The organism is Pseudomonas sp. TE21394 (assembly GCF_054057835.1).
In genome coordinates this window covers 4301962-4315430 of record NZ_JBSRZR010000001.1, presented here as the reverse complement: position 1 = coordinate 4315430, position 13469 = coordinate 4301962, and the positions used below count along the sequence as shown (strand labels likewise).

Annotated in this window: 13 protein-coding genes; 5 read left to right on the top strand and 8 right to left on the bottom strand. The window is 65.3% G+C overall.

The window, feature by feature from the left end:
* Positions 1-136: 136 nt before the first annotated feature.
* Together ACVWZT_RS19730 and ACVWZT_RS19725 are read left to right on the top strand one after the other, a co-directional pair.
* Positions 137-1042 carry a LysR family transcriptional regulator gene (locus ACVWZT_RS19730; protein ID WP_296233081.1) on the top strand — a complete coding sequence of 302 codons (906 nt, stop codon included), beginning with the start codon at positions 137-139 and terminating at the stop codon, positions 1040-1042.
* 99 nt (positions 1043-1141) lie between these two features.
* Positions 1142-1738: a hypothetical protein gene (locus ACVWZT_RS19725; protein ID WP_457470901.1), complete on the top strand. Its 597-nt coding sequence runs from the start codon at positions 1142-1144 to the stop codon at positions 1736-1738.
* Between the two features lie 20 nt (positions 1739-1758).
* Here the strand turns inward: ACVWZT_RS19725 and ACVWZT_RS19720 are convergent, their stop codons facing one another.
* Entirely contained in the window at positions 1759-2637 is an 879-nt protein-coding gene (locus tag ACVWZT_RS19720) for a DMT family transporter (RefSeq protein WP_457470899.1), read from the bottom strand.
* Positions 2638-2884: 247 nt separating this feature from the next.
* Here ACVWZT_RS19720 and ACVWZT_RS19715 point away from each other — a divergent pair, with 247 nt between their 5' ends.
* Positions 2885-3709 carry an aldo/keto reductase gene (locus ACVWZT_RS19715; RefSeq protein WP_457470897.1) on the top strand — a complete coding sequence of 275 codons (825 nt, stop codon included), beginning with the start codon at positions 2885-2887 and terminating at the stop codon, positions 3707-3709.
* 25 nt (positions 3710-3734) lie between these two features.
* Here ACVWZT_RS19715 and ACVWZT_RS19710 read toward each other — a convergent pair whose 3' ends face one another.
* From ACVWZT_RS19710 to ACVWZT_RS19695, 4 genes are all read right to left on the bottom strand, one after another.
* Complete coding sequence (locus ACVWZT_RS19710; RefSeq protein ID WP_296233087.1) at positions 3735-4229, bottom strand: GNAT family N-acetyltransferase; 495 nt, start codon at positions 4227-4229, stop codon at positions 3735-3737.
* Between the two features lie 104 nt (positions 4230-4333).
* Positions 4334-5269, bottom strand: a complete 936-nt coding sequence (catA, locus tag ACVWZT_RS19705) for a catechol 1,2-dioxygenase (protein WP_457470895.1) — start codon at positions 5267-5269, stop codon at positions 4334-4336.
* Positions 5270-5312: 43 nt separating this feature from the next.
* Positions 5313-5603, bottom strand: a complete 291-nt coding sequence (gene catC / locus ACVWZT_RS19700; RefSeq protein ID WP_296233090.1) for a muconolactone Delta-isomerase — start codon at positions 5601-5603, stop codon at positions 5313-5315.
* A gap of 63 nt (positions 5604-5666) precedes the next feature.
* Positions 5667-6794: a muconate cycloisomerase family protein gene (locus tag ACVWZT_RS19695; RefSeq protein WP_457470893.1), complete on the bottom strand. Its 1128-nt coding sequence runs from the start codon at positions 6792-6794 to the stop codon at positions 5667-5669.
* Between the two features lie 134 nt (positions 6795-6928).
* Here ACVWZT_RS19695 and ACVWZT_RS19690 point away from each other — a divergent pair, with 134 nt between their 5' ends.
* A complete protein-coding gene (locus tag ACVWZT_RS19690) occupies positions 6929-7801 on the top strand; it encodes a LysR family transcriptional regulator (protein WP_296233093.1) in 873 nt (290 codons plus the stop codon).
* A gap of 165 nt (positions 7802-7966) precedes the next feature.
* Here the strand turns inward: ACVWZT_RS19690 and ACVWZT_RS19685 are convergent, their stop codons facing one another.
* From ACVWZT_RS19685 to ACVWZT_RS19675, 3 genes are all read right to left on the bottom strand, one after another.
* Positions 7967-9460 carry an aldehyde dehydrogenase gene (locus ACVWZT_RS19685; protein ID WP_457470891.1) on the bottom strand — a complete coding sequence of 498 codons (1494 nt, stop codon included), beginning with the start codon at positions 9458-9460 and terminating at the stop codon, positions 7967-7969.
* Positions 9461-9530: 70 nt separating this feature from the next.
* The gene (locus ACVWZT_RS19680; RefSeq protein ID WP_457470889.1) at positions 9531-10913 is read right to left on the bottom strand and encodes an aspartate aminotransferase family protein; all 1383 of its coding nucleotides are present in this window, start codon (positions 10911-10913) and stop codon (positions 9531-9533) included.
* Between the two features lie 43 nt (positions 10914-10956).
* Complete coding sequence (locus ACVWZT_RS19675; protein ID WP_296233096.1) at positions 10957-11799, bottom strand: helix-turn-helix transcriptional regulator; 843 nt, start codon at positions 11797-11799, stop codon at positions 10957-10959.
* 276 nt (positions 11800-12075) lie between these two features.
* Between ACVWZT_RS19675 and ACVWZT_RS19670 the strand changes: the two genes are divergently transcribed.
* Positions 12076-13452, top strand: a complete 1377-nt coding sequence (locus ACVWZT_RS19670) for an APC family permease (protein ID WP_457470887.1) — start codon at positions 12076-12078, stop codon at positions 13450-13452.
* Positions 13453-13469: the final 17 nt, after the last annotated feature.

Sequence of the window (13469 nt, the reverse complement as noted above, 5' to 3'; positions counted from 1 at the left end):
CTGGCGCTTGCATGGCCCTGCAGCGACGGTTCACAGCTGCGCATGCTGTAAGCCCTGCGCACATCCCTACAAGGCACAACGCCCTGCAGCGTGCTTCACTACACCGCCAAGCCCTCTGTCCCGGAACCCGAGCCCCATGAACCGCAACGACCTGCGCCGCGTCGATATGAACCTGCTGGTGGTGTTCGAAGCCCTGATGATCGAACGTAACCTGACCCGCGTCGGCGAAAAGCTGTTCATCACCCAGCCCACTGTCAGTGCCGCGCTGGCGCGCCTGCGCGAGCTGTTCGACGACCCGCTGCTGATCCGCAACGGCCGTGCCATGGAACCCACGCCCAGGGCCATGCAGATCTTCGCCGAGCTGGGGCCGGCCATGGATGTGATCTCCGCCGCCATCAGCCGCGCCCGCGAGTTCGACCCGACCAGCAGCTGCAACGTGTTCCGCCTGGGGTTGTCGGACGATGCCGAGTTCGGGCTGTTCCCGGCCCTGCTCCAGGCCCTGCGCGAAGAGGCACCGAACATCAGCGTGGTGGTGCGGCGAGCCAACTTCCTGTTGATGCCGGGGCTGTTGTCCAGTGGCGAGATCTCGGTAGGAGTGAGCTACACCACCGACCTGCCGGCCACCGCCAAACGCCGCAAGCTGCGTGACATCGGCGTGCGTGTGCTGCGTGCCGACGACCGTCCGGGCCCGCTGAGCCTCGACGAATACTGCGCGCGCCCGCATGTGATGGTGTCGTTCTCGGGCGACATGAGCGGCAACATCGACCTCGACCTGGCGCGCATCGGCCGCTGCCGCAAGGTGGTGCTGGCGGTGCCGCAGTTCGGCAGCTTGCGCGCCTTGCTGCGCAACACCGAGCTGATCGCCACGGTGCCGGACTATGCCGCCTGCGCCTTGGCCGACGATGGCAGCCTGCGCGCCGACCCGGCGCCTTTCGAGATCACCGAGGCCGAGCTGTCGATGGTATGGAGCGGTGCCCAGGACAACGACCCCGCCGAGCGCTGGTTGCGCGAGCGCATCCTGCAGTTCATGGCGGCGCGGTAAACCATCGACCTCATCGATAGCCACCATGAATGCCATCGAGTTCCGCTGCGCCTGGTGCGGGCGGAAGATAGCGGCATTCACTGATGGATGAGGCTTCCCATGAAAACCGGCATGATCGCTGCCCTGCTCGCCTTGCTGGCCACCCTCGGCGGTTGCGCCAGCCCAGCCAGCACCGCCACCCAGCCCTACGCGCATTTCTATGCGGCCACCGCTATTTCCGGCGTGGCCCTGGCCCCTGGCCAGCGAGTGGCAGTGTTACTGGGGCGGGATACCGAAGCCACCCTCGAATACCTCGGCAGCCATCAAGCCCAGGCTGCCACGCCGACCCGGGGCCAGCGCATACCGGTGGCGACCCTGAACAGCGAGAGCCAGGCGTACGACTGGCTGGCACGCTCGCTGGCGCAGCAGTTCGCCGAAGTGACCTTCTATGACGACCTCGACACGCTGCTGGGCGACCACCCCGATGTCATCGTGCTGCTCGATACTGAAAGCCGCCTGGCCAGTGCCGAGATCGAAAGCCGGGTGGTGGCGCGCTTCTTTGACGACCAGCTGACCTACATCGGCCGGGCCGAAGGCCGCGCGCACAAGCGCCTGGGCGACGTGGCGCGGGTGGCCGAGGATGAACGCGCGGTACAGGCCGATGCCTTGCGCGACTTTGACGATTCGTTGCAAGTGCTGTTGAACTGCCGGGCATGAAGGCGCGATCGCGGGGTTTGCTACTTGCCCCGCTGCATCCACGCCGCGCCCAGCCCACTCAGGCAGATCACCGCGATACCGACCAGGCTCAGGGTATCCGGTACCTGGCTGTAGGCCACCAGGCCAAGCAACCCGGCAAACACGATCTGGCAGTAGCTGAACGGCGCCAGCAATGCCGGCGCGGCATGGCGGAAAGCCTGGGTCAGCAGCAGGTGCGCGGTCATGCCGAAACCGCCCAGCGCCAGCATCAGCAAGGCGTGGTCCCAACGTGGCATTTCCCAGAAGAACGGCACCAGCGCGCTCATGGCCAGGGTATTGCACAACCCCGCATAGAAGTTGCTGGTGGTCGGGCTGTCATGCGCCGCCAGGATGCGCGTCAGCAATTGATAGAAGCAGAAGCCCAGCGCCGAACCGAACGGGTACAGGATGGCGGGGGTGAACATCGCCCCTCCCGGATGCACCACTACCAGCACACCAATGAAGCCCATCACCACCGCGACCCACTGCCCCACCGTGACCCGCTCCTTGAGCAGCGGCGCCGACAGCGCAGTGACCAGTACCGGGGCGAGGAAGTTGACCGCAGTCGCTTCGGCCAGCGGCAGGTACTGCAGGCCACTGGTGAACAGCAGGCTGGTACTCAGCAGGCTCAACGCACGCAAGGTCTGCAACAGCGGGCGGCGCGTGCGCAACACGTTGAGCCCGGCCCTGGGCAGGAAAATACCGGCCATCAGCAGGGTATGCACCACATACCGGGCCCATACCACCATGATGACCGGGTACAGGCCGCCCAGGAACTTGGACAGGGCATCGTGACTGGCGAACAGGAACGTCGCCATCACCACCAGGGCAATGCCGCGCAGGGGTTGGTTGACTCCGGACAGCGGTGTGCTGGAACTCATGGCACTCTCGATGACGGCGCGGCTGGGTGCGGCGCCCGGGGAAGGCCCGCGCAGGCATGGCCCGGCGGATGCAACAGCTGGAATTCTAGAAGAGATGCCGCAGCATAAGGAAGTTTCATCGCCGCTCGCCCAGGCCGATTGCAGATTCTGTTCGCTGATCGACCACTTTTCGCCCGGCACGCATGGCCCGTGCCGTGCTGATCGCTGACCATCGACTGCGATCCCCCGCAGCTGACAAGGAATCTACATGCAAAGGCTCACTACCCGTAACGGCCTGAACCTGCCTGCGATCGGCCTGGGCACCTGGCCAATGACCGGCACCGAGTGCACCCAGGCCGTACGCCAGGCATTTGAACTCGGTTACCGACACATCGACACCGCCGCCGCCTACGCCAACGAAGCTGCCGTCGGCCAGGCTTTGCGCGACAGCGACGTGCCACGCGAGCAGATCCACCTGACCACCAAGGTGTGGTGGGACCGCCTGGCACCCAAGGCCATGCGCCAGTCGCTGGAAGACAGCCTGCGCGCCCTCGGCACCGAGCAGGTCGACCTGTTCCACATCCACTGGCCTGGTCAGGACTGGGACCTGGTGCGCAGCATCGAAACCCTGGTGGCACTACGTGACGAAGGCAAGGCACGCAGCATCGGCGTGGCCAATTTCCCGCTGGGGCTGCTGCGCCAGGTAGTGGAAAGCCTGGGCGCGCCGCTGTCGGCGATCCAGGTCGAATACCACGTGCTGCTCGGCCAGCAAGCGTTGCTGGAGTATGCCCGCCGCCACGACTTGCTGCTCACCGCCTACACCCCGCTGGCCCGCGGGCAGGCGGCGGCACAGCCGCTGATCCAGGCGATTGCCCGCAAGCATGGCGTGCTGCCCAGCCAGGTGGCGCTGAAATGGTTGCTGGACCAGGATGGCGTGGCAGTGATCCCCAAGGCCGGCAGCCGCGCCAACCAGCTGGCCAACCTGGCGGCAATGAACGTGCAACTGGATGACCAGGACCGCGCGGCGATTGCCGGCTTGCCGAAGGACCAGCGGGTGGTCAGCCCGGCGTTTGCACCGGACTGGAACAGTTGAGTGCGGCCCGCCTTGCAGCTAACGACTAATGACGCGCGCCCGTCACCAAGTAATTGACCAGGTCAGGCTCGTTCTCCAGGGCGATCGCCTGCGCCGGCCGCGATAACCCCGCCAGCACGGCGTTGCAGAAGGCCACGGCAGGTGCATCCTGGGCGTAACAGCGCAGCAGCCAATCGCCCTCGCCGGCCAGCAGTTGCAACGCCACCGCCCGGCCGATGCCCTGCCGTCGGTACTTTTTCAGGATGAACAAGTCAGCCAGCTCGAATGCCTCGATACCGGGCAACTCGCTGCGCTCCACCAGCACGAAGCCGGCAATGAAGCCGTCTGCCAGCACCAGGTAGGCGCCCCAGCCAGCGGCCTGCCAGTAGCGTTGCAGGTGCGCGTCATGGATGTAGAAGCGACCATCCACCTCGACGTCTTCCTGCTCCCAGTCGGAGGACTCGTAGGCGTAGAACTGGTACAGGTTGCGGATCAGCGGGGCCTGGTCGGCGGTGGTGGCCAGCAGTTCGATGGGCAGCATGGTGCGGGGCTCGGGCAAAAGACGGATACCAGTTTACTTGCTCCGGGCAATAAAAAGCCCGGGCCTTCCCCGCACGGAAAGGCCCAGGCAAAAAGCTTCAGGGCTCAGTTGCTTTGCAATGCCCGCGGACGATGGCTGCGCGCCTCGGCCGCCGGGGCCTTGGCTGCCTGCAGGTGGAAGTCGAAGGCCAGCTCGGCAAAGCGCTCGCCCAGTACACCGCGGTCGCGGGCTTTCGCGGCATCCTCGACAAAGTGCAGCTCGCCGACCAAGCCGTCACGGGTGGCATAGGCAAAGTCATCCCACAGGTACTGGTCACCGGCAAAGTTGATCTGCGTGGTCAGATGACGGTGCCCGGGCGCCGAGATGAAGAAGTGCACATGCGCCGGGCGCTGGCCGTGGCGACCGAGCAGGTCCAGGCATTCCTGGGTCGGCCCCTGCGGGTCGCAACCATACCCCGAGGGCACGATGGAACGTGCGCGGTAGCGGCCCTCGGCGTCGGTGATGATGCGGCGGCGCAGGTTGTATTCGGACTGGCTGGAGTCGAAGTAGGAATACGTGCCTTGGGTATTGGCATGCCACAGGTCGACGGTGGCACCGGCCAACGGCTTGCCGTCAGCACCGAACACCTGGCCCTGGAGGAACATCACCACGCCCGGGTCAGTGCCATCGTCCATCCGCGCCTCACCCTGCGCCAGCGGCGCACCCGCCACATACAGCGGGCCCTCGATGGTACGCGGGGTGCCGCCGGTCAGGCCGGCCTCGGCGTCCTTGGCGTCCTGCAGCAGGTCGAGGAAGTGCTCAAGGCCCAGGCCCGCTGCCAAGAGGCCGGCTTCATTGCGCCCGCCCAGGCGGTTGAGGTAGTCCACGGCATGCCAGAACTCGTCCTCGGTGATTTCCAGGTCTTCGATAAGGCGGGCGCTGTCCTGCAGTACCCGCAGGATGATCTGCTTGAAGCGCGGGTTGCCTTCGGCATGGCCCAGGCCGGCCACTTCGCTGAAGAACGCTTGAACATCGGCAGTGTGGGAAATCTTTGTGGTCATCGTGCTTTCCTCATCTTGTTCTTGTCAGGCACACAGGTGCGCATCAGCGGTCGTCGCTGTGGATCGACGAGGGGTGCCGGCACAGGCCGTCGACCTCGATGTCCATGTACGGGAACAGTGGCAGTTGCACCAGCGTATCGTGTAGCGCTTCGACACTGGCGACATCGAACACGCTGTAGTTGGCATAGTGCCCGGCAATGCGCCACAGGTGGCGCCAGGTACCTTCGCGCTGCAGGCGCTGGGCCAGTTCCTTTTCGTCGGCCTTGAGCCGGGCGGCCTGGGCCGGGTCCATGTCGAGCGGCAGTTTCACGGTCATCTTCACGTGGAACAGCATGGCGAGGTACTCCTTGCGTATGACTGGATCGTTTGGTTGGCAGACCCCTTGGTCGGAGCGGGTTTACCCACGCACACGGGCGAAGCGCGCCAGGCGCTTCTCGTCCAGGCTCAGGCCCAAGCCTGGGGTGCGTGGGATGTGCAACTGGAAGTCGCGGTACTGCAGCGGCTCGTTGACGATCTCTTCGGTGAGCAGCAGCGGGCCGAACAGTTCGGTGCCCCAGGTCAACTGGCGCAGGGTAAGGAAGGCATGCGCCGAAGCCAGGGTGCCGATCGAACCTTCGAGCATGGTCCCGCCATACAGGGCAATACCGGCGGCCTCGGCAATTTGCGCGGTGCGCAGTACCGCGCGCGGGCCACCGTTCTTGGCGATTTTCAGGGCAAAGATGCTGGCCGCGCCGTCGGCGGCCAGGCTGAAGGCGTCTTCGACGCTTTCGATCGATTCGTCGGCCATGATCGGTGCCGGGCTGCGCTGGTTCAGGCGCACCTGGCCGGCGCGGTTGCTGCGTGAAATCGGTTGCTCGATCAGGTCGATGCCGTTGTCGCCGAGCACCTGGCAGGCACGGATGGCCTGGGACTCGTCCCAGTACTGATTGACGTCGACCCGCACGCTGGCGCTGTCGCCCAGCTCGCGCTTGATCGCCAGCACGTGCTTGAGGTCCTGCGCTACCGGGTTGGCGCCGATCTTCAGCTTGAACACCCGGTGCCGGCGACTTTCCAGCATGTGCCGGGCTTCGGCGATGTCGCGGGCGGTATCGCCGCTGGCCAGGGTCCAGGCCACTTCCAGGCTGTCGCGCACGCGGCCGCCCAGCAGTTCGCTGACCGGCAGGCCGAGGCGCTTGCCCTGCGCATCAAGCAGGGCGCTCTCGATGCCCGACTTGGCAAACGTGTTGCCCTTGGCCAGCTTGTCCAGCTGGAGCATGGCGGCATTGATATTGTCGGCGGGCAGGCCGACCAGCGCCGGCGACAGGTGCGCATCGATGTTGGCCTTGATGCCCTCGGGGCTTTCGTAGCCGTAGGCCAGGCCACCGATGGTGGTGGCTTCGCCGATGCCTTCGATGCCATCGCTGCAGCGCACCCGCAATACCACCAGGGTCTGCTGCTGCATGGTGTGCATCGCCAGCTTGTGCGGGCGGATAGTCGGCAAGTCGACGATAATGGCTTCTATACGTTCAATCAACGCGCTTGTCATTGGTGCCAGTCCCGTTCTATCGGGCTGCCAGCGGTAGGCCCGAATGGTGCATTTACTTGATCGCTCAAGGATTGCGCGAGACCCTGACGGCCGTCCAATATCGAATGAATCTCCCACCATACCCTGGAGGTCTGATGGAACTGCGCCACCTGCGTTACTTCAAGGTGCTGGCCGAGACCCTGAACTTCACCCGCGCCGCCGAGCTGCTGCACATCGCCCAGCCTCCACTGAGCCGGCAGATCAGCCAGCTCGAGGACGAACTGGGCACGTTGCTGGTGCTGCGCGAACGACCGTTGCGGCTGACCGAGGCAGGTCGCTTCTTTTACGAACAGACCTGCACCGTGCTGCAACAGCTGCACAACATCAGCGACAACACCCGCCGCATCGGCCAGGGCCAGCGCCAATGGCTGGGTATCGGTTTCGCCCCCTCGACCCTGTACACGGTGTTGCCGGAGCTCATCCGCGAACTGCGCCAGGACAGCGAGCTGGAGCTGGGCCTGAACGAGATGACCACCTTGCAGCAGGTGGAAGCGCTGAAAAGCGGGCGCATCGACATTGCCTTCGGGCGCATCCGCATCGATGACCCGGCGATTCAGCAGCAGGTGCTATGCGAAGACCCGTTGGTGGCCGTGCTGCCCAAGGGCCACCCGCTGGCGGGTGCGCCGCTCACCCTCGCCGAATTGGCGCGCGAGGCGTTCATCCTGTACCCCGCCAACCCCCGGCCCAGCTATGCCGACCATGTACTGGCACTGTTCGCCCACCACGGCATGAGCATCCGCGTCAGCCAGTGGGCCAACGAACTGCAGACTGCCATTGGCCTGGTGGCTGTCGGCGTGGGCGTGACGCTGGTGCCGGCCTCGGTGCAACAACAGCACCGCACCGATATCGCATACGTCGCCCTGCTCGACAGCAGTGCCGTCAGCCCGATCATCCTCAGCCGGCGCAAGGGCGACGTCAGCCCGATGGTGCAGCGCTGCCTGGCATTGATTGCCCGGCAAGCCAGGTAAGGCTTGAATGCAGGAGCGGATTTATCCGCGATGCAGGCGACGCAGTGGATGGCGTCGGCTGTGCCGGTGATCGCGGCAGAAGCCGCTCCTGCAGCCGGCACAGTACCTATGAGGGCGGCCATGCCGGCGGAGAGCCGCAGGGCCGCCCCGATCGATCAACCGGCATCAGCCGCGCAGTTGATACCAGGTGGTCTTGAGCTGCGTATACTTGTCGAACGCATGCAGCGACAGGTCGCGACCAAACCCGGACTGCTTGCCACCGCCGAACGGCACCGCCACGTCCAGCGCATCGACCGTGTTCACCGACACCGTGCCGGCCTTCAGCGCCCGTGCCACGCGGTGGACCTGGTTGAAGTCATCGCTCCACAGCGACGCCGCCAGGCCGTAAATGCTGTCATTGGCCAGGCGCACGGCCTGTTCCTCAGTGTCGAACACGCTGACCGCCAGCACCGGCCCGAATACCTCCTCCCGTGCCAGGTTCATGTGGCCCCCGACATCGGCGAAGATGGTCGGCTCGATGTAATTGTCCGAACCGTCGATCGTCAGGCGCCGGCCACCACACACCCTTCGTGCACCCTCCTGCCCTGCCCGGGCGATGGCCGCCTCGATCCGGCCGGTCTGCTGCGCATCGACAATCGCACCGGCCCGGCTCGCCGGGTCCAGCGGATTACCCGGCAGCCACTGGCGGGCCTTGGCCTGCAGGCGCTCGATGAATGCGTCATGAATGGACCGTTGCACATACAGCCGCGAGTTGGCCGAGCACACCTCGCCCTGGTTGAAAAAGATGCCGAACGCGGCCTTTTCCGCAGCCAGGTCCAGGTCCTGGCAGTTCTCAAACACCAGGTTGGGGCTCTTGCCGCCGCACTCCAGCCACACCTGCTTGAGGTTGGACTGCGCCGAATACTGCATGAAGTACTTGCCCACCTGGGTGGAGCCGGTGAACACCAGGCAATCCACGTCCGGGTGCAGGCCCAGCGCCCGCCCGGCCTGCTCGCCCAGGCCCGGCAGCACGTTCAGCACGCCCTCCGGCAGGCCGGCCTGCAACGCCAGTTCGCCCAGGCGCAGGGCCGAGAACGGTGACTGCTCGGCGGGCTTGAGTACCACGCTGTTGCCGGCGGCGAGGGCCGGGGCGAGCTTCCACGCCGCCATGTCCAGCGGGAAGTTCCACGGCACTACCGCGGCGACAACGCCCAACGCCTCACGGGTAATGGTGGCCAGCGCGTTGGGTGCGGTGGGGGCCACCTGGTCGTACAGCTTGTCCAGCGCCTCGCCATACCGGGCGAACACATGGGCCGAGCCCGGTACGTCGATGTTGTAGGCGTCCATGACCGGCTTGCCCATGTTCAGCGAGTCCAGCAGGGCCAGTTCTTCGCGATGGGCCATGATCAGCTCGGCCAGGCGCAGCAGGACCTTCTTGCGCTCGAGCGGAGCCATGCGCGGCCACGGGCCTTGTTCGAAGGCACGGCGGGCACTGGCGACGGCCAGGTCCACTTCGGCCTGGCCGCAGGCGGCAAGCTGTGCCAGCACGGTATTGGTGGCGGGGTTGATGGCGGCGAAGGTGGCGCCGTCCTGCGCGTTGACGGGCTTGCCGTCGATCAGCGCCTGCGCCGGGAGGGACAGGCCCGAGGCGCGTTGTTGCCAGAATGCGAGGGTGTACATTTGTACTCCTGGTAACGGTTGGAGCAGTTTTCTTCAGGGTCCACAGGCATTGCGATACGCTGACAAATCCTTAGAGCTTGCCGACCAGGCGCGCCGTGCGGTCCACGGCGATGCGGGTCTTTTCCACCAGCTCGTCCAGCTCGCTGTGGTTGGCGACCAGCGCCGGCGCCATGATCATCCGGCCCAGGGTCGAGCGAATGACCACCCCCTCCTCGAAACCGAAGGTGCGACATTGCCAGGCCAGGTCATTCTCGTTGGCAAAACGCCTGCGCGTTGGCTTGTGCTCGGCGAACTGCAATGCTGCCACCAGGCCCGCGCCCTGCACCTGGCCGATCAGCGGGTGGTCAGCGAACACTTCACGGAGGATGCGCTGCAGGTACGGCCCGGTGTCGTCCCTGACCTGGCGCACGATGCCTTCGTCGCGCAGCGCTTTCAGGTTGGCGATGGCCACCGCCGCCGCCACCGGGTGGCCGGAATAGGTCAGGCCATGGGCAAACACCCCGCCCCGCTCCACCAGCGCTTCGGCAATGCGCTTGCTCAGCACCAGGCCACCCATGGGCACGTAGCCACTGGTCAGGCCCTTGGCGATCGACAGGGTGTCAGGCTGGAAGCCGAAATATTCATGGGCAAACCATTCTCCGGTGCGGCCAAAGCCGCCGATCACTTCATCGGCACACAACAGCACATCGTACTGGCGGCAGATGCGCTGGATCTCGGGCCAGTAGCTTTCCGGCGGGAAGATCATGCCACCGGCGCCCTGGAAGGGTTCGGCGATGAAACCGGCGACGTTTTCGGCACCCAGCTCAAGGATCTTTGCTTCCAGTTGCAGGGCACAGCGGCGACCGAACTCGGCCGGGCTCAGGTCGCCGCCCTCGGCGTACCAGTAAGGTTCATCGATGTGTGCCACGTCCGGTATCAGCCCGCCCATTTCGTGCATGAACTTCATGCCGCCGAGCGCCGTGGCAGCGAGGGTCGAGCCGTGGTAGCCGTTCCAGCGGCCGATCATGATCTTCTTGGCCGGCTGGCCGACCACCTGCCAGTAGCGGCGCACGGTGCGGATCAGCACCTCGTTGGCCTCGGAGCCGGAGTTGGTGTAGATCGCGTGGCTGTAGTGCGCGGGCAGCAGGCTGAACAGCAGCTCGGAAAGTTCGATCACCGCCGGGTGGGTGGTGTGGAAGAACATGTTGTAGTAGGCCAGCTGGTCCATCTGCGTGGCGGCGGCGGCGGTCAGGTCGCGACGGCCATAACCGAGCTGGGTGCACCACAGGCCGGACATGCCATCGAGGTAGCGCTTGCCCTCGCTGTCCCACAGGTGCAGGCGTTCACCGCCGACGATCACCCGTGGCCCTTCGGCGTTCAGCGCCTTCTGGTCGAGGAAGGCATGGATGTGGTGGGCGGCATCGGATGCCTGGTAGTCGCGGGTCTGGCGTAGCGGGGCGAAAGGCGCATTCATTGTTGGTTTTCCTTTGCGGTGGGGGGGGGCGGGCTGCCGGCGCTCAGCGCAGCTTGCCCATGTAGCTTTCCAGCGGGTCCTTGCCCAGCACGCCCTGGGCATTGGCCAGCGCGTCGATGAACAGGGAGAACAGTTCGGACTGGGTGCCGATGTCGAGCTTGGCGTAGACGTTCTTGCGGTGCGACTTGATGGTGTCTTCCGACACGCCCAGGCGCTCGGCCAGCGATCTGGTGGAGTGCCCACGCAGGATCAGCTGCGCGATACGGCACTCACGCTCGGTGAGCAATGAGCTGCCGAAATTGTTCAGGGCCGCATGGATGCGCTGCTCGAGAAGGTTCTCGAAGCGCCCGGCACGGCTGTCGAGCCCGGCGAAATGCCTGCCGAGCACTGCCAGCACCCAGGGCGTGATGCAACCGAACAACGCGCGGCTGTGCCCATCGAGCTTGTCGGTGAAGGCCAGCGACACGGCCAGGCTGTGCCCGGGCACCCGCTGCAGGATGTAGTTCAGTTCATCCTGCAGGTGCGAATGGCGGTAGAACGACTGGTAGTACTCGCTCACCTCGAAATGGTCCGGCGCCACCTCGAACAGGCCATAGCAGCCGGATTCGACCTGTTCCACGCAGGCACCGTAGAACGGGTCGAGCAGATAGAAGCCCGACAGGTAGCGGCTGACATTGCCTTCGGGCTGCCAGGGCGCCTTGTCATCCTGCTCGAACAATGCGCTGGGCATGCCGTGGTGCGGGTAGAGGTACACCGTGGTCGCCTGGATCGGGTGAATCACGCCCAGTGCGGCGAACAAGGTGGCAGCAAAGCCCGGGCGGCCGATGGCCTCGGTGACCTTGGCCTGGTGCTCGAACCACTGTTGTGTAAGCAATCGATGGGTCACGGTGGGCCTGCCATTTCAAGTAGGGCACCGCCGCAATGCGGTGCGTTGTCGGGGAGATACTCCCATGGCGGCGCCTGCATCGAAATCACCCTTTGGGGTGAGCGCCGGTGCGCGCCGTCCGGCTCACCCCAAAGGGTGATTCCGGGCACCTGCAGGGTGTGGGAGGATCAAGCCGCCCCACGCTGCGAGCCCCGCGCTCGACCTCCTTGCACAACGCCCCGGTAGCGAGCCCGCTCGCCTGCTGCGGTGCCCTGCATCCCTTTCCAGGAGCTAGCAATGCATACAACAACAAGTACAGCTCATTCTCCCGCCGCGCATGCCCCCGGTTCGATCCCGAGCGGGCGTTTGCGCACCTCCATGGGCATGACCGCACTGATCCTGTTCGGCCTGGCCTACATGGTGCCGCTGGCCGTGTTCACCACCTACGGGCTGGTTACCCAGATGACCAAGGGGCACCTGCCCACCGCCTACCTGCTGACCCTCGCCGCCATGCTGCTGACCGCCTACAGCTATGGGCGCATGGTCCAGGCCCACCCCTATTCCGGGTCGGTGTATACCTACGCGCGCAAGGCGTTCGGCAGCCACATCGGCTTCATTACCGGCTGGACGCTGCTGCTCGACTACATCTTCCTGCCGTTGCTCAGCTACCTGCTGATCGGCATCTACATGGCGGAGTATTTTCCGGCCATCCCCGCCTGGCTATGGGTGCTGGGCTCAATTGCCCTGGTGACCTGCCTCAACCTGGTTGGCATTGAATCAATCACCCGGGTCAACTGGCTTCTGGTGATGCTGCAACTGGTGTTCATCGTCGTGTTCGTTGCCCTGTCGATACGCAACATTGCCGGCCAGGCCGAACCGGCTTCGCTGCTGGCGCCCTTCCATCACGACGGCTTCAGCGTGCCACTGATCATGACCGGCGCTGCCGTGCTGTGCCTGTCGTTCCTCGGCTTCGATGCGGTATCGACCATGGCCGAGGAAACCAGCAACCCGACCTATCGCATTCCGATGGCCATTCTGGCGGTGTCGCTGATCGGTGGCCTGCTGTTCCTGCTGGTGTCGTACTGCGCGCAGATGGTGTTCCCCGACTGGGGCAGCTTCGCCGACCCCGATTCGGCCTCGGTGGACGTGATGCGGCGGGTGGGCGGTGAGTTGCTGGTGACCGCCTTTACCGCCACCTACGTGGCCGGTTGCTTCGCCTCGGCCATGGTGTCCCAGGCCAGCGTGTCGCGGGTACTGTTCGCCATGGGCCGCGACGGTGCACTGCCCCGGGCGTTCGGCCGACTGGTGACGAAAAAGCGCGTGCCGGCCGTGGCCATCGTGGTGGTCAGCCTGCTGTCGCTGGTCGCCCTGGTGATCACCCTCGACACCGTGGCCAACATGATCAGCTTTGGCGCGTTGTTCGCGTTCTCGGCGGTGAACCTGGCAGTCGTCAAGCACTACCTGGTCGACCACCGTTTGCGTGGGGCCCGCAACTACCTGCTGTATGGCGTGGTACCTGGCCTGGGCTTTCTCAGCACGCTGTGGCTGTGGGGCAGCCTGACCAGCCTGTCGTTCAGCATCGGCCTGTGCTGGATGGGCCTGGGCCTGGTGATGCTGCTCGGGCTTACGCGGGCGTTCCGGGTGAAGCTACCGGAGTTGCAGATGGCCGAATGACGGGCGCGCCTGAACGA

Bases quoted from the DNA above. Each gene is read 5' to 3' on its own strand.
- ACVWZT_RS19710 (WP_296233087.1), bottom strand. From the start codon at position 4,229: ATGCTGCCCATCGAACTGCTGGCCACCACCGCCGACCAGGCCCCGCTG.
- catA (WP_457470895.1), bottom strand. From the start codon at position 5,269: ATGACCACAAAGATTTCCCACACTGCCGATGTTCAAGCGTTCTTCAGC.
- ACVWZT_RS19720 (WP_457470899.1), bottom strand. From the start codon at position 2,637: ATGAGTTCCAGCACACCGCTGTCCGGAGTCAACCAACCCCTGCGCGGC.
- ACVWZT_RS19730 (WP_296233081.1), top strand. From the start codon at position 137: ATGAACCGCAACGACCTGCGCCGCGTCGATATGAACCTGCTGGTGGTG.
- ACVWZT_RS19685 (WP_457470891.1), bottom strand. From the start codon at position 9,460: ATGTACACCCTCGCATTCTGGCAACAACGCGCCTCGGGCCTGTCCCTC.
- ACVWZT_RS19715 (WP_457470897.1), top strand. From the start codon at position 2,885: ATGCAAAGGCTCACTACCCGTAACGGCCTGAACCTGCCTGCGATCGGC.
- ACVWZT_RS19725 (WP_457470901.1), top strand. From the start codon at position 1,142: ATGAAAACCGGCATGATCGCTGCCCTGCTCGCCTTGCTGGCCACCCTC.
- ACVWZT_RS19670 (WP_457470887.1), top strand. From the start codon at position 12,076: ATGCATACAACAACAAGTACAGCTCATTCTCCCGCCGCGCATGCCCCC.
- ACVWZT_RS19680 (WP_457470889.1), bottom strand. From the start codon at position 10,913: ATGAATGCGCCTTTCGCCCCGCTACGCCAGACCCGCGACTACCAGGCA.
- ACVWZT_RS19695 (WP_457470893.1), bottom strand. From the start codon at position 6,794: ATGACAAGCGCGTTGATTGAACGTATAGAAGCCATTATCGTCGACTTG.
- catC (WP_296233090.1), bottom strand. From the start codon at position 5,603: ATGCTGTTCCACGTGAAGATGACCGTGAAACTGCCGCTCGACATGGAC.
- ACVWZT_RS19690 (WP_296233093.1), top strand. From the start codon at position 6,929: ATGGAACTGCGCCACCTGCGTTACTTCAAGGTGCTGGCCGAGACCCTG.